Genomic DNA, 14,564 nt, shown 5'->3' with positions numbered 1-14,564 from the left:
GGCGGACTCCACTCGTACAAATTCGAAAAGAATAGTAGGCGTTACTCTAAGAAACGTTCATTTTTGACACAGACGCTAAGAAAGCGCCTGCGACCGCTATCAGCGGTTTTCCGTCCTGCAATCACCGGAGGATCGTCAGCGGAAGGGCGGATCATAGCGCAAAGCGAGGCAGAGATCTTCCCTTTCTACACAGTTTTGATCCTTTTTATCCACAGGCCAGAGGCGCGCAAAGAAGTTTACGCCAGTTGCGGGAAAAACCAGCAGGGATCTGGCGCAATCCATTAAAATTTCGGGCGACATCTCATTTTATCCCCAGGATCCGGCAAGCCGATCGCAATAAGATCCCGTGCGATCCTTGCGCTTTAGTGCGGAGCCCGTATAATTCTCCACCCGACATTGAGCCATCAGGCGCAAAGTCGGGACTCTGCGGGCTGTATGCGGGTTTTCAGGCACTATGACACGCGAAGTAAATTGACTCGGGACTGTACAATTATTACAATCCCGCCTCTTTATTAAAGACACATTGAGGCGTAGGTCGATTTTCTGGCCCGAAACGCGTCACCCAGTGAAAATTTTCAAGTTTAGGTAGAAACCGCCATGAAACGCACTTTTCAACCGTCCGTACTGAAGCGCAACCGTTCACACGGTTTCCGTGCTCGTATGGCAACAAAAAATGGTCGTCAGGTTCTGGCACGTCGTCGTGCTAAAGGCCGTTCTCGTCTGACCGTTTCTAAGTAATAAAGCAAGCCCTGATGGGTAAGCTCGCATTTCCCAGGGAGTTACGTTTGTTAACTCCCACTCATTTCACTTTCGTCTTCCAGCAGCCACAACGGGCTGGCACGCCGCAAATTACTATTCTCGGCCGCCTTAACGCGCTGGGGCATCCCCGCATCGGTCTCACCGTCGCTAAAAAACATGTGAAACGCGCTCATGAACGCAACCGGATCAAGCGATTGACCCGCGAAAGCTTTCGTCTGCGTCAACATGAACTGCCGTCGATGGACTTCGTGGTGGTCGCGAAGAAGGGGGTTGCCGATCTGGATAACCGTATGCTGGCGGAAGCGTTGGAGAAATTATGGCGTCGTCACTGTCGCCTGGCGCGCGGCTCCTGATCGTCCTGATACGCGTCTATCAACGCGGCATCAGTCCATTACTGGGACCACACTGTCGGTTTCACCCGACCTGCTCTCATTACGGAATTGAGGCATTACGCAGGTTCGGCCTGATAAAAGGCAGTTGGTTGACATTAAAACGCGTATTAAAATGCCACCCCTTGAACCCGGGTGGTGACGATCCTGTGCCGCCAAAAACCTTTGATACCAGAGAACATTAACGATGGATTCGCAACGCAATCTCTTTCTCATCGCTTTTCTGTTCGTGACCTTTATGATCTGGCAAGCCTGGCAGACGGACCACGCTCCGCAGCCACAGCAGACGCAGACCACACAAGGCACAAACAGCGTAGCGGGTGATACCGCCAGTCAGGGTGTACCGGCCAGCGGTCAGGGCCAGACGATCACCGTTAAGACTGATGTCCTGTCATTGAATATCAACACCCGAGGCGGTGATGTTGAACAAGCACAGCTGCTGACTTTCCCGGACAAACTGGGTTCTAACCAGCCGTTCCAGCTGCTTGAAACAACGCCAGCGTTCCTTTATCAGGCACAGAGTGGTTTGACCGGTCGTAATGGCCCGGATAACCCGAACAACGGCGCGCGTCCGCTGTTCAACGCTGCGCAGGATCACTTCGAGATGGCTGATGGCCAGTCCGAACTGCGTGTGCCGATGACCTACACCGCTGAAAATGGCGTGGTTTACACCAAAACCTTCATCTTCAAGCGTGGCGAATATGCCGTTAATGTCGATTATCATGTCAACAACACCACCCAGCAGCCGCTGGAAGTGTCGCTGTTTGGCCAGCTGAAGCAGACCATCGATCTGCCTAAGCATCGTGATACCGGCAGCAACAACTTTGCTCTGCACACCTTCCGTGGCGCGGCCTACTCCACCAGCGAGTCGAAATATGAGAAGTATAAATTCGACACCATCGCGGATAACGAGAACCTGAACGCCACCACCAGCAATGGCTGGGTTGCGATGCTGCAGCAGTACTTTGCAACAGCCTGGGTTCCGCGTACTGAAGGCACCAACACCCTTTACACCAGCAACCTGGGTAATGGCGTGGCGGCGATTGGCTATAAATCTGCACCGGTCACCATTGCCGCGGGCGCACAGCAGAATCTGGGTGCAACGCTGTGGGTCGGCCCGGAAATTCAGGACAAGATGGCAGCGATTGCGCCGCACCTTGATCTGACCGTGGATTACGGCTGGTTGTGGTTTATCTCTCAGCCGCTGTTCAAACTGCTGAAATTTATCCACAGCTTCATCGGTAACTGGGGCTTCTCCATTATCGTGATCACCTTCATCGTGCGCGGCATCATGTACCCGCTGACCAAAGCGCAGTACACCTCGATGGCGAAGATGCGCATGCTGCAGCCGAAAATTCAGGCGATGCGTGAGCGTCTGGGTGATGACAAGCAGAAGCAGAGCCAGGAAATGATGGCGCTGTATAAAGCAGAGAAAGTGAATCCGCTGGGTGGCTGTCTGCCGCTGGTGATTCAGATGCCAATCTTCCTGGCGCTCTACTACATGCTGTCAGGCTCGGTTGAACTGCGTCATGCGCCATTTATTCTGTGGATCCATGACCTGTCAGCGCAGGACCCGTACTACATCCTGCCGATTCTGATGGGCATCACCATGTTCTTCATTCAGAAGATGTCACCGACCACCGTGACCGATCCGATGCAGCAGAAGATCATGACGTACATGCCGGTGATTTTCACCGTGTTCTTCCTGTGGTTCCCGTCAGGTCTGGTGCTGTACTACATCGTCAGCAACCTGGTCACCATTCTCCAGCAGCAGCTGATTTATCGCGGCCTGGAAAAACGTGGTCTGCATAGCCGCGACAAGAAGAAAGCGTAAGCGATCCAGAGCGGGAGCAATCCCGCCCTAAAATAGTCTATTCTCAGGCGGTCAAAGCGACCGCCTGTGTTTTTTGTAGCGAGAGAAAATTTATGAGCCACAGCGATACCATTGTTGCCCAGGCGACGCCGCCCGGACGCGGCGGCGTAGGCATTCTGCGCGTCTCTGGCGCCCAAGCGGCAGAGGTCGCCCGCCAGCTGCTGGGCAAACTGCCTAAGCCGCGTTACGCCGATTATCTGCCGTTCACCGATAGCGATGGCCGCGTGCTGGATCAGGGCATTGCGCTGTGGTTTCCTGGTCCTAACTCCTTTACCGGTGAAGATGTGCTGGAGCTGCAGGGCCACGGCGGCCCGGTGATCCTGGACCTGCTGCTGAAGCGCATCGTGGCGCTGCCTGGCGTGCGTATCGCTCAGCCGGGTGAGTTTTCAGAGCGTGCGTTTCTGAATGACAAGCTCGATCTGGCGCAGGCCGAAGCGATTGCTGACCTGATTGATGCCAGCTCTGAGCAGGCGGCGCGTTCGGCCGTGAACTCCCTGCAGGGCGTCTTCTCCACCCGTATCAATCATCTTGTGGAAGCACTCACTCACCTGCGGATCTATGTCGAAGCCGCTATCGACTTCCCGGATGAGGAGATCGATTTCCTCTCTGACGGCAGAATCGAAGCGCAGCTGAATACGGTGATCGGCGACCTGGATGCCGTCCGTGCCGAAGCACGTCAGGGCAGCCTGCTGCGTGAAGGGATGAAAGTGGTGATTGCGGGCCGGCCTAATGCGGGCAAATCGAGCCTGCTGAATGCGCTGGCGGGCCGTGACGCCGCCATCGTCACGGATATCGCAGGCACCACCCGTGACGTACTGCGTGAGCATATTCATATTGATGGCATGCCGCTGCATATCATCGACACCGCCGGTCTGCGTGAAGCCAGCGACGAAGTGGAGCGCATCGGGATTGAGCGCGCCTGGCAGGAGATCGAACAGGCTGACCGCGTGCTGTTTATGGTGGACGGCACGACGACCGATGCCACCGAAGCGGCGGCGATCTGGCCCGATTTCGTCTCTCGTCTGCCGCCCGAACTGCCGATTACCGTGGTCCGCAACAAGGCGGATGTCACCGGGGAGTCTCTCGGTCTGACAGAAGTAAATGGTCACTCACTGATTCGCCTGTCGGCACGCACCAGCGCGGGCGTGGACGAGCTGCGCGATCACCTGAAGCAGAGCATGGGCTTCGCCGGCAATATGGAAGGTGGCTTCCTGGCGCGTCGCCGTCATCTGCAGGCGCTGGAGCTGGCGGCAACGCACTTACAGCAGGGTAAAGCGCAGCTGCTCGGTGCCTGGGCCGGTGAGTTACTGGCGGAAGAGTTGCGTCTTGCCCAGCAGGCGTTAAGCGAGATCACCGGCGAGTTCACTTCTGACGATTTGTTGGGTCGCATCTTCTCCAGCTTCTGTATCGGTAAATAACCTTGCTGGCCTGATAGCGTCTTGCTGTCAGGCCAGATTTCCTGCCACGCTGCTCCCTGTTATTCCCGCCTCTGCGTTGATTCTTGCTGATATGTTATTTTGCGGCGGCACGGCATTGCCGTATAACGGTTGAAGCGCCGATCTGACGTGCGGCGACGGATTGCGGTGAGTGATCCCCGCAATCCGTCGCCGCGCCGGACCGGACGCAAACCCACTACGTGAACACCGTTGGGCGAACTTTTTCGCCTGAAACAGGAGAGTTGCATGAGTACACCGCTCGACACTGCCGCACTGGACACGCTGTTTAATGACGCCCGCACCCACAGTTACTGGCAGGCTAAGCCCGTTGATAACGCCCTGCTGGAGCAGCTCTATGCTTTAACGGCACTGGGCCCGACCTCGGCGAACTGCTCGCCTGCGCGATTTGTTTTCGTGACCTCGGCGGAAGGCAAAGAGAAGCTGAAACCGGCACTCTCTTCCGGCAATCTGGAAAAAACCATGAGCGCGCCGGTCACGGTGATTGTGGCCTGGGACCGCGAGTTCTATGAGCAGCTGCCCGCCCTGTTCCCCCATGCTGATGCGCGCAGCTGGTTTACCGGCAGCCCGGAAGCGGCAAAAGAGACCGCTTTCCGTAACAGCAGCCTGCAGGCGGGCTACCTGATTCTGGCGGCGCGTTCGCTGGGTCTGGATGCCGGTCCGATGTCCGGGTTTGATCCGGCCAAAGTCAATGACGCCTTTTTCCCCGACGGTCAGTATCAGGTTAACCTGCTGATTAACCTCGGCTATGGTGACGCGTCAAAACTGCATCCGCGCCTGCCGCGACTGAGCTTTGAGCAGGCGAGCCGTTTCGCCTGATGCTGCCCGCGTCGCGATTCGAATCGCGACGCGGATGACCTTATAAACAGCGTGTCACCCCCCCGAACCGTTCAGCGGTGCAGCATTTTTTGCAGGCGCTTTTGCTGCCAGCGCTGCGTCAGGCCATGAAAAACAAAGGTCCTCAATGCCCGGACAAACAGCACCGCTCCCCAGATCGCTGCGACCCAGAGCGACCAGTGATCATCCGGTGCCGTCACATGATTAAGCACAAACAGCAGTCCGCAAACCACTACTGCGGTAATCAGTGAACGGTAAAAGCGCGCCTCACCGAGGAGCCTGCTGCGCGCATCAACAATCCGCTGATCCAGCGCCTGATCCTCTCCGTTCTGTGGACCGGTCAGATCAGCAACGTTCACTTCAAAGACGGCAGCCAGCGCACTCAGTGTTTCCAGCCCCGGTCGCTCGCCATTTTCAATCCGCTGCACGGTGCGGGTGCTCAGTCCCGCCATTTCTGCCAGTTGTTCCTGTGACCACGCACGGGCCAGTCGATGTTCTTTGAATCTGTTGATACTGCTCATTCGCATTCTCCGTAGTAACAGACAGGAAGGAAAAGTGTGCGGCGAAACGTCCGGCAGTAACACGATCCTGACCCGACAGCAGCCTGACATCCGCATGACAACGCTGTCACAGCAACTCCGGCTGCCAGCAGGATGGCTAATCAGGCACGCACATCAAACCCGGTTCTGCTGAGGGTGTCCCCTGATGAAACACCATTCGCCTGCTCATCCAATTCCGAATTTACCCCAATCTGTGCGTTGTCAGGTGCATTAAGGTAAGAAAATTCCTACAATGCTTCTGATGATTATCTGACCATTTTCACGGAGCGACAGATGGCTGGTCATTTTGTACGCTGGACGGGCGATCCCGGCTTCCCGGCTAATGATTTATGCATTCCCCAGGCTATCACCGACACGGCACAGCAGTTTGCTGACAAACGCCGTGGGCGATTTCTTGCCGCCCGTACCCTGCTGGCACAACTGATGCTACGGGTTTATGGCATTGGTGAGCTGCCGCGCCTGCTTATCCAGAGCAACGGACGCCCCGTTTTTGCTGACAGCGATCTGCCCGATTTCAGCATCGCCTATGCGGGCAATACGGTGGGTGTGCTGCTGGCCGAAGAGGGCGGACGTGCCGGTCTGGATATGGAGATTGTGCATGCCAGAAGCCGTCAGACTCAGGAGCAGCTGATTCAGGGATTAACCTCGGGCGAGATCGCCTGGATCAATGCCCAGCAGGATGCCATGGAGGCGGTGACGCAGATCTGGACATTACGCCAGAGCATTCTCAAGCTGACGGGAGAGGGCGATCGGGGACTGGATTCGCTGCGCCTTTTGCCCGGTGCGGGTCGGCTGCGATCTTCACTCTATCCCGATATTCAGGTGGTGTGTGATGCGGAGCCTATGCTGGTCTGGTCGTGTGCGCTGTCGTCTGCGACTCAGCGTCTGCATCTGTGGGAGATGGATAACGCCTTTCAGTGGCACGCATTACGCGAAATAGAGATGGGTAAGCCCAACATCGGGCCTCATGCTCTGCGGCTGACCAGCCTGCCCAGCGAGCGCAGCCTGCATCCTGAAATGTAAAAAGCCGCAACCCGGCGGTTGCGGCCCTGAATGCGCTTAGTGCGCGTCTACAAAGACAATCTTCAGCACAAACAGCAGAGCAACAATCACTACGCAGGGGCTGATTTCACGCCAGCGGCCAGTACCCAGCTTCATGACGCAGTAAGCGATGAATCCCAGCGCAATGCCTTCGGTGATGGAAAAGCTGAAGGGCATCATGGCGGCGGTCACAAACGCCGGAACGGCTTCGGTCAGATCATCCCAGCGTACGCGCGACAGGCTGGCGGTCATTAACACCCCAACGTAAATCAGCGCGCCCGCAGCGGCGTAGGATGGCACCATCGCGGCCAGCGGTGACAGGAAGGTCACCAGCAGGAACAGCAGGCCGGTGACCACGGCCATCAGGCCGGTACGGCCACCAATCGCCACGCCCGAGGTGCTTTCGATATAGGCGGTCACGGATGAGGTGCCTGCCAGCGCGCCACTCACTGAACTGATGCTGTCGACATACAGCGCCTGCTGCATGCGCGGGAAAGTGCCGGTTTCATCGGTCAGTCCCGCTTTGTCGGTGACGCCGATCAGCGTGCCGGAGGAGTCGAACAGATTGACCAGCATAAAGGAGAAGATCACGCCCGCCATGCCGATGTTGAAGGCGCCTTTGATATCCACCTGGCCGACCACAGAAGTAATGGAAGGCGGCGCAGAGAACAGGCCGACAAACTTCACGTCACCCAGCATCCAGCCGATAGCGGTAGTAACCACCATCGAGATCAGCACTGCCGCGTGGATATTGCGTGATGCCAGAATAGCGATGATAAAGAAGCCCAGCGCGCCCAGCAGTACGCTGTGCGAGGTCAGGTTCCCCACGGCCACCAGGGTATCGGGATTCGGCACGATAATACCGGCATTCTTCAGCCCCATCATGGCGATAAACAGGCCGATACCGGCGGTAATGCCGACGCGCAGGCTCAGCGGGATATTGGCAATCATCCAGTAGCGAACCCGCAGTAGCGTCAGGATCAGCAGGCCGACCGCACCCCAGAAGATCGCGCCCATACCCACCTGCCACGAATAGCCCATCGCGCCAACCACCACAAAGGCGAAAAAGGCGTTCAGCCCCATTGCGGGCGCCAGCGCCACCGGCAGATTGGCAAACAGTCCCATCAGAATGCTGCCAAAGGCGGCAATCAGACAGGTGGTCACAAACACCGCCTGGGTATCCATGCCGGCGACGCCGAGGATCTGCGGATTGACGAAGACGATGTAGACCATCGTCAGAAAGGTGGTGATACCCGCGATCACTTCGGTGCGCACCGTGGTGCCATGTTCCTGCAGCCTGAAGATGCGCTGCAAAACGCCTTGCTTGCTCATGCCATCCATCCAGAAGAAAAAATCATCGGCGCGTATCCTGGCGATTTTACCGGGGCAATACAATGATTTTTCGCAACCGATTGCCAGTCTCGCAATCTGCGCTGAGTGCGGTAGAGTGTGGAGCACACCCCTGAATCGAAGGATAGAGTCTGATGTCAGTAGAATGCGTCTTTTTTGATTGCGATGGCACGCTGGTGGACAGTGAGTTGCTCTGTACCCAGGCCTACGTCAATACCTTTGCCCGTTACGGCCTGGAACTGTCGCTGCAGCAGATGTTTGAGAAGTATAAGGGCGTCAAACTCTACGACATTATTCGTGACGTCGGCGACGCGCATCAGGTGACGCTACCGATGGAAGAGGTGGAGACCGCCTATCGCGCAGAGGTCGCGCGGCTGTTTGATCAGCAACTGCAGCCTATCCCGGGCGCGAAAGCGCTGGTTGAGCAGATAAAGGTGCCGATGTGCGTGGTTTCAAACGGGACGGTAAAAAAGATGCAGCACTCGCTGGGCTTAACCGGCATGCTGCCGCTGTTTGCGGAGCACCTCTACAGCGGCTATGACATTCTGCACTGGAAGCCCGATCCGGAACTGATGTACCACGCGGCGGAACAGATGCAGGTGCCGATTGAGCGCTGCATTCTGGTGGATGACTCCGAAGCGGGCGCCCGCGCCGGTATCGCCGCCGGCATTCCGGTCTATTACTACTGCGCCGACCCGCACAACCCTGAACTGGATCACCCCCTGGTGACGCGCTTCGATGATATGACGCAACTGCCTGCGCTGTGGCGCGCCCGTGGCTGGGATCTGGTGTAGCGCGGGTTAGCATGACACACACCGTCTGGTTTTTAACCCTGCCCGGCGTGATGGCGCTGGATCTCACCGGCCCGGCCGAGACGCTGAAGCTGGCGGGCGAACACTTTACGCTGCGCTACATCGGCCCGCAGCCGGAGGTGGTCTGCTCCACCGGCATGACCATTGGCGGTATCGAACCGTTACCTGAACAGTTGCCCGCCGGGAGTCTGCTGGTGGTGCCTGGCGTCTATGATTCGCAGGTCGGTTACGCCACGCCGCAGGCCGGAGAGGCTCGCGACTGGCTGATGCGCCAGCACGCCGCGCTGCGCGCGCAGACCTTTATGCTGGTCTGCGTCTGCTCGGGAGCGCTGCTGGCGGCGCAGGCAGGCATGCTGGATGACGTGCTCTGCACCACCCATCATGATGTGATTGCCCGCCTGAAAGCCGCGGCCCCGCGCGCACGGGTGCAGGAGAACCGGGTATTTGTCGGGCATGAGAATATCTGGACCAGTGCAGGCATCACGGCGGGAATCGATCTGGCGCTGCATCTGATTAATCAGCTCTGTGATACGCAAACCGCGCTGGCGGTAGCGCGGGAGATGGTAGTCTGGTTCCGCCGTGCCGGTGACGATCCGCAACTTTCGCCGTGGCTGCGTTACCGCAACCACATGCATCCGGCCATTCATCGGGCGCAGGATCTGATGATTGCCCATCCTGAGCACGGCTGGACCCTGACCGAGCTGGCTGGACGCACGCATGTCAGCAGCCGCCATCTGGCGCGGCTGTTTCGCCAGCATCTGGGGATTAGCGTGCGTGAATACCATGAGCAGCTGCGGGTTGGCGTGGCACGCCAGCGTCAGCAGCAGGGTGAATCTGCCGAAAAAGCGGCGCTGGCGGCGGGGTTTTCATCGGCGCGTCAGCTACGGCGCGCCCGCCAGCGTGAAGCCGATCAGCTGACAAAGTGACGGGTATCGACGCGTTTCAGCGCCATCCCCAGCAACAGGCTGCCGCCCAGTGTCAGCCCGAACACCCAGGGCAGGTCGAGCCACGGACGCGACATATCATCGTAATGATGCGTTCGCAGGTAGTGAATGAACAGCGCATGAAAGCCGTAGATCGGCAGTGAATAGCGCGCAATCACCGTTAAACCGGGCAGCGTGCGCTGGTTCAGGCTGTTTTTAAACACGATGAGCAGGCTGATCGCGGCGATAAATACCAGCGGTCCGCAGTAGAGATACCAGGTGTCATTAAACGCCCCGTTGACGATCAGCGCCTGTTTCGTCCCCAATGTAATGCCAATCACACAGGTGATAAACAGCCCGGCAGCCAGCGGCGTCAGGCCGCGCCGGGTCGTCTCCATCGTGCCGATAGCCCGTCCCAGCAGCGCATAGAGCAGGTAGTAGATACTGTCACCGCTGACATAGAGATTAACCGGCAGAAAGTGAAACGGCCCCAGCGACTGGCTGACCGTATTGGGATTGGCGAGCACCGCCAGCACCAGCACCAGCAGCGCCACGTAGCGCGCCTGCACGGTTTTTACCTGGATCAGGGGCGACAGCAGATAGATGCCGATCAGCGCAAAGAAGAACCACAGGTGATAAAACACCGGCTTCTGCAGCATCTTCAGGATTGATCGCCCTTCGCTGATGGGGGTCAGCCAGGTGATATAGGCCAGCGATACCGCGCTGTAGAACAACAGACAGAGCACCAGCCGGAGCATATGGCGCGGCTGGGCGCTGCGTTCGCCGAAAAACAGATAGCCGGAGATCATAAAGAACAGCGGAACACAGACGCGTGATGCTGAGTTCAGCAGATTAGCCGCATCCCAGGTGATGCCAGTCACCGCCATCGGCCCGGTGATATACCAGGTGGTGGTATGAATCACGATCACCATCAGACAGGCAACCGCGCGTAAATTATCGATCCAGTAAATCTTCTGCGGCATGGCATCCTCTTGCGCATCGCGTCCGTGCGCAAAAGGGTAGCCAAATGCGACCAGAGCAACAACTGCTGCCAGCAGGATTCGGAGCCATCTGTATGCCAGCGCCCTGAATCACCGCGAAAACGCGCCGGTAGCGCCTGGGATTTACGGCTGCACATCGCGCGGTCAAAGGGTATACTGTCGGCCTCTTTTTTTAATCTAACCGAAGCGCGTGCACACTCAACATGCAAAAGTTTGATACCAAAACCTTTCAGGGGCTGATCCTGACCTTGCAGGATTACTGGGCGCGTCAGGGCTGCACCATTGTCCAACCGCTGGACATGGAAGTGGGCGCTGGCACTTCACACCCGATGACCTGCCTGCGCGCACTCGGCCCGGAGCCGATCGCCGCCGCTTACGTGCAGCCATCACGCCGTCCTACCGATGGCCGCTACGGTGAAAACCCGAACCGCCTGCAACACTACTACCAGTTCCAGGTGATCATCAAACCCTCACCGGACAACATTCAGGAGCTCTATCTTGGCTCGCTGAAAGAGCTGGGTATGGACCCGACGGTGCATGACATTCGCTTCGTGGAAGATAACTGGGAAAACCCGACTCTGGGTGCCTGGGGACTCGGCTGGGAAGTGTGGCTCAACGGCATGGAAGTGACGCAGTTCACCTACTTCCAGCAGGTTGGCGGCATGGAGTGTAAGCCGGTGACCGGCGAGATCACCTACGGTCTGGAGCGTCTGGCGATGTACATCCAGGGCGTCGACAGCGTTTACGATCTGGTGTGGAGCGACGGTCCGCTGGGCAAAACCACCTACGGCGACGTGTTCCATCAGAACGAAGTGGAGCAATCCACCTATAACTTCGAATACGCCGACGTTGATTTCCTCTTTACCTGCTTCGAGCAGTATGAGAAAGAGGCGCAGCATCTGCTGGCGCTGGAAAAACCGCTGCCACTGCCCGCCTACGAACGCATTCTTAAAGCGGCACACAGCTTCAACCTGCTGGATGCCCGCAAAGCGATCTCGGTAACAGAGCGTCAGCGCTATATTCTGCGCATTCGTACCCTGACCAAAGCCGTGGCTGAAGCTTACTACGCCTCTCGCGAGGCAATGGGCTTCCCGATGTGCAATAACAAAAAGTAAGAGGCAGCCATGACTGAACAAACCTTCCTGGTGGAGATCGGCACCGAAGAGCTGCCACCAAAAGCCCTGCGCAGCCTGGCAGAAGCCTTTGCCGCGCAGGTCACTGCTGAACTGGATGCCGCTAACCTGAGCCACGGCGAGGTCAGCTGGTTTGCTGCGCCGCGTCGTCTGGCGCTGAAAGTCGCAAACCTGAGCGCCTCACAACCCGATCGGGAAGTAGAGAAGCGTGGACCGGCGATCTCTGCTGCGTTTGACGCTGACGGCAACGCGACCAAAGCCGCTGAAGGCTGGGCGCGTGGCAACGGCATTACCGTCGATCAGGCTGAACGTCTCGCCACCGATAAAGGCGAATGGCTGGTTTATCGCGCTCAGGTCAAAGGCGAAGCGGCCCAGGCGCTGCTGCCCGCAATGATCGCTACCGCGCTCAGCAAGCTGCCGGTGCCAAAACTGATGCGCTGGGGCAACAGCGATGTGCAGTTCGTTCGTCCGGTTCACACCGTGACGATGCTGCTGGGCGATGAGCTGATCCCAGGCACTATTCTGGGCATTAAGTCAGATCGGGTTATTCGTGGTCACCGCTTTATGGGTGAAAGCGAAATCACGCTCGACAACGCCGATCAGTACCCTGATGTGCTGGAAAAACGCGGCCAGGTCATTGCCGACTATCAGGTCCGCAAAGCGATGATTAAAGCCGATGCTGAAGCAGCAGCACGCCGTTTAGGCGGCAACGCTGATATCAGCGACAGCCTGCTGGAAGAGGTGACATCGCTGGTGGAGTGGCCGGTGGTCCTGACCGCGACCTTTGAAGAGAAATTCCTCAAGGTGCCTGCGGAAGCGCTGGTCTACACCATGAAAGGCGATCAGAAGTATTTCCCGGTGTATGACAATGACGGCAACCTGATGCCGAACTTCATTTTCGTCACCAACATCGAATCCAGCGATCCGCGCCAGATTATCTCCGGCAACGAGAAGGTGGTACGTCCACGCCTGGCCGATGCAGAGTTCTTCTTTAATACCGACCGCAAAAAGCGTCTGGAAGATCACCTGCCGCGTCTGGAGACGGTGCTGTTCCAGAAAGAGCTGGGCTCGCTGCGCGATAAAACCGATCGCATTCAGGCCCTGGCGGGCTGGATTGCCGGTGAAATTGGCGCAGATGTGAATCACGCCACCCGCGCGGGCCTGCTGTCGAAGTGTGATCTGATGACCAACATGGTCTTCGAGTTCACCGACACCCAGGGCGTGATGGGCATGCACTACGCGCGTCACGACGGCGAAGCCGAAGATGTGGCGGTGGCGCTGAATGAGCAGTATCAGCCGCGCTTTGCCGGTGACGATCTGCCGTCCAGCCCTGTCGCCTGTGCACTGGCGATTGCCGATAAAATGGATACGCTGGCCGGTATTTTCGGCATTGGTCAGCATCCAAAAGGCGACAAAGACCCATTCGCACTGCGTCGTGCGGCGCTGGGCGTGCTGCGTATCATCGTTGAGAAGAACCTGCCGCTCGACCTGCAGACTCTGACCGAAGAAGCGGTGCGCCTGTATGGCAGCAAGCTGAGCAACGCCCGCGTGGTGGATGATGTGATCGACTTTATGCTGGGTCGCTTCCGCGCCTGGTATCAGGAAGAGGGTCACAGCATCGACACGCTGCAGGCGGTTCTGGCGCGTCGTCCGACCCGTCCGGCTGACTTTGATGCACGCATGAAAGCGGTGTCGCACTTCCGTACGCTGGAAGCAGCCGCAGCACTGGCGGCGGCGAACAAGCGCGTCTCTAACATTCTGGCAAAATCGACTGAAACGCTGAATGAGAGCGTGCAGGCGTCGCTGCTGAAAGAGAACGAAGAGATCCAGCTGGCGACCTTTGTCACTGCGCTGAGCAGCAAGCTGCAGCCTTACTTCGCTGAAGGTCGTTATCAGGATGCGCTGGTCGAACTGGCACAGCTGCGTACTGCGGTAGACAACTTCTTCGATAAAGTGATGGTTAACGCCGACGATCAGGCGGTGCGGGTTAATCGCCTGACGCTGCTGTCAAAACTGCGTGAGCTGTTCCTGCAGGTCGCGGATATCTCACTGCTACAGTAATGCTATTTGTTGTGCGGAAAAGGGACGAGCAATCGTCCCTTTTTTTATGGGATTTTTTGGCCTGATGTTTTCAACTCATACCTGAGTGTGACCGCTATAGCGGCCATTTTTTAGGGTGCAAATGAATACGCTAAAGTGCTCAAACTGCCATTGCCGGTCATCAGGAATCGGCTGTTGTGATGCGCCACTTGATAAATATTGAATATATATCAAATGGTTAATTTCTGATTTTTTCCTGGAATACCCTAAGATTTTTTCAAAATCCGGAGGTTAAGAAACCGCCCGAAAAATAGCCAGCCCTCTTGTTTTTCCCCTTTCCTGATGGATAATTCGCCAGAATTTACACCCGGTTACATTTAGTGAAATGGAAT

Annotated in this window: 14 protein-coding genes; 11 read left to right on the top strand and 3 right to left on the bottom strand. The window is 57.3% G+C overall.

All coding sequences use genetic code 11. The features are described 5' to 3' along the window. The first annotated feature begins 597 nt into the window (after window positions 1-597). From rpmH to ACX8ZY_RS19455, 6 genes are all read left to right on the top strand, one after another. The gene (gene rpmH, locus ACX8ZY_RS19480; protein WP_003849659.1) at window positions 598-738 is read left to right on the top strand and encodes a 50S ribosomal protein L34; all 141 of its coding nucleotides are present in this window, start codon (window positions 598-600) and stop codon (window positions 736-738) included. Window positions 739-752: 14 nt separating this feature from the next. After that, entirely contained in the window at window positions 753-1,112 is a 360-nt protein-coding gene (rnpA, locus tag ACX8ZY_RS19475; protein ID WP_008926396.1) for a ribonuclease P protein component, read from the top strand. Next, window positions 1,076-1,333, top strand: coding sequence for a membrane protein insertion efficiency factor YidD (gene yidD / locus ACX8ZY_RS19470; RefSeq protein WP_008926397.1), 258 nt, complete (start codon window positions 1,076-1,078; stop codon window positions 1,331-1,333). Before rnpA ends, yidD begins: the two co-directional genes overlap by 37 nt. A gap of 2 nt (window positions 1,334-1,335) precedes the next feature. Beyond that, the gene (gene yidC / locus ACX8ZY_RS19465) at window positions 1,336-2,982 is read left to right on the top strand and encodes a membrane protein insertase YidC (protein WP_010258933.1); all 1,647 of its coding nucleotides are present in this window, start codon (window positions 1,336-1,338) and stop codon (window positions 2,980-2,982) included. Window positions 2,983-3,074: 92 nt separating this feature from the next. After that, entirely contained in the window at window positions 3,075-4,439 is a 1,365-nt protein-coding gene (gene mnmE, locus ACX8ZY_RS19460) for a tRNA uridine-5-carboxymethylaminomethyl(34) synthesis GTPase MnmE (RefSeq protein WP_010258935.1), read from the top strand. Window positions 4,440-4,703: 264 nt separating this feature from the next. Beyond that, window positions 4,704-5,294, top strand: coding sequence for a malonic semialdehyde reductase (locus tag ACX8ZY_RS19455; RefSeq protein WP_010258936.1), 591 nt, complete (start codon window positions 4,704-4,706; stop codon window positions 5,292-5,294). Window positions 5,295-5,365: 71 nt separating this feature from the next. Here the strand turns inward: ACX8ZY_RS19455 and ACX8ZY_RS19450 are convergent, their stop codons facing one another. Beyond that, entirely contained in the window at window positions 5,366-5,833 is a 468-nt protein-coding gene (locus tag ACX8ZY_RS19450) for a helix-turn-helix domain-containing protein (protein ID WP_192033993.1), read from the bottom strand. 312 nt (window positions 5,834-6,145) lie between these two features. Between ACX8ZY_RS19450 and ACX8ZY_RS19445 the strand changes: the two genes are divergently transcribed. After that, window positions 6,146-6,895 carry a 4'-phosphopantetheinyl transferase family protein gene (locus tag ACX8ZY_RS19445; RefSeq protein WP_010671616.1) on the top strand — a complete coding sequence of 250 codons (750 nt, stop codon included), beginning with the start codon at window positions 6,146-6,148 and terminating at the stop codon, window positions 6,893-6,895. 36 nt (window positions 6,896-6,931) lie between these two features. On the opposite strand, the gene ACX8ZY_RS19440 is transcribed toward ACX8ZY_RS19445, so the two are convergent. Further along, window positions 6,932-8,245, bottom strand: a complete 1,314-nt coding sequence (locus ACX8ZY_RS19440) for an NCS2 family permease (RefSeq protein ID WP_010258938.1) — start codon at window positions 8,243-8,245, stop codon at window positions 6,932-6,934. A gap of 152 nt (window positions 8,246-8,397) precedes the next feature. Between ACX8ZY_RS19440 and yieH the strand changes: the two genes are divergently transcribed. Further along, entirely contained in the window at window positions 8,398-9,057 is a 660-nt protein-coding gene (gene yieH, locus ACX8ZY_RS19435) for a 6-phosphogluconate phosphatase (RefSeq protein ID WP_083070441.1), read from the top strand. 11 nt (window positions 9,058-9,068) lie between these two features. Then, window positions 9,069-10,001 carry a GlxA family transcriptional regulator gene (locus ACX8ZY_RS19430; RefSeq protein ID WP_158149697.1) on the top strand — a complete coding sequence of 311 codons (933 nt, stop codon included), beginning with the start codon at window positions 9,069-9,071 and terminating at the stop codon, window positions 9,999-10,001. Here ACX8ZY_RS19430 and ACX8ZY_RS19425 read toward each other — a convergent pair. Then, window positions 9,986-10,981: an acyltransferase gene (locus ACX8ZY_RS19425; protein ID WP_064690440.1), complete on the bottom strand. Its 996-nt coding sequence runs from the start codon at window positions 10,979-10,981 to the stop codon at window positions 9,986-9,988. The two genes, ACX8ZY_RS19430 and ACX8ZY_RS19425, sit on opposite strands and share 16 nt — an antisense overlap. Before the next feature lie 221 nt (window positions 10,982-11,202). On the opposite strand from ACX8ZY_RS19425, the gene glyQ reads away from it, so the two are divergent. Next, window positions 11,203-12,114 carry a glycine--tRNA ligase subunit alpha gene (glyQ, locus tag ACX8ZY_RS19420; protein WP_010258942.1) on the top strand — a complete coding sequence of 304 codons (912 nt, stop codon included), beginning with the start codon at window positions 11,203-11,205 and terminating at the stop codon, window positions 12,112-12,114. Window positions 12,115-12,123: 9 nt separating this feature from the next. Continuing rightward, entirely contained in the window at window positions 12,124-14,193 is a 2,070-nt protein-coding gene (gene glyS / locus ACX8ZY_RS19415) for a glycine--tRNA ligase subunit beta (protein ID WP_158132128.1), read from the top strand. Window positions 14,194-14,564: the final 371 nt, after the last annotated feature.

The organism is Pantoea sp. XAF26B01_ASV70, from assembly GCF_054512635.1.
The sequence above is the reverse complement of the archived record's forward strand: the minus strand, read 5'-3'. Positions and strand labels throughout refer to the sequence as shown.

What these genes read in the sequence shown, in the direction of transcription:
- rpmH (WP_003849659.1), top strand. Translation starts at nt 598, where the DNA reads ATGAAACGCACTTTTCAACCGTCCGTACTGAAGCGCAACCGTTCACAC.
- rnpA (WP_008926396.1), top strand. Translation starts at nt 753, where the DNA reads ATGGGTAAGCTCGCATTTCCCAGGGAGTTACGTTTGTTAACTCCCACT.
- yidD (WP_008926397.1), top strand. Translation starts at nt 1,076, where the DNA reads ATGGCGTCGTCACTGTCGCCTGGCGCGCGGCTCCTGATCGTCCTGATA.
- yidC (WP_010258933.1), top strand. Translation starts at nt 1,336, where the DNA reads ATGGATTCGCAACGCAATCTCTTTCTCATCGCTTTTCTGTTCGTGACC.
- mnmE (WP_010258935.1), top strand. Translation starts at nt 3,075, where the DNA reads ATGAGCCACAGCGATACCATTGTTGCCCAGGCGACGCCGCCCGGACGC.
- ACX8ZY_RS19455 (WP_010258936.1), top strand. Translation starts at nt 4,704, where the DNA reads ATGAGTACACCGCTCGACACTGCCGCACTGGACACGCTGTTTAATGAC.
- ACX8ZY_RS19450 (WP_192033993.1), bottom strand. Translation starts at nt 5,833, where the DNA reads ATGAGCAGTATCAACAGATTCAAAGAACATCGACTGGCCCGTGCGTGG.
- ACX8ZY_RS19445 (WP_010671616.1), top strand. Translation starts at nt 6,146, where the DNA reads ATGGCTGGTCATTTTGTACGCTGGACGGGCGATCCCGGCTTCCCGGCT.
- ACX8ZY_RS19440 (WP_010258938.1), bottom strand. Translation starts at nt 8,245, where the DNA reads ATGAGCAAGCAAGGCGTTTTGCAGCGCATCTTCAGGCTGCAGGAACAT.
- yieH (WP_083070441.1), top strand. Translation starts at nt 8,398, where the DNA reads ATGTCAGTAGAATGCGTCTTTTTTGATTGCGATGGCACGCTGGTGGAC.
- ACX8ZY_RS19430 (WP_158149697.1), top strand. Translation starts at nt 9,069, where the DNA reads ATGACACACACCGTCTGGTTTTTAACCCTGCCCGGCGTGATGGCGCTG.
- ACX8ZY_RS19425 (WP_064690440.1), bottom strand. Translation starts at nt 10,981, where the DNA reads ATGCCGCAGAAGATTTACTGGATCGATAATTTACGCGCGGTTGCCTGT.
- glyQ (WP_010258942.1), top strand. Translation starts at nt 11,203, where the DNA reads ATGCAAAAGTTTGATACCAAAACCTTTCAGGGGCTGATCCTGACCTTG.
- glyS (WP_158132128.1), top strand. Translation starts at nt 12,124, where the DNA reads ATGACTGAACAAACCTTCCTGGTGGAGATCGGCACCGAAGAGCTGCCA.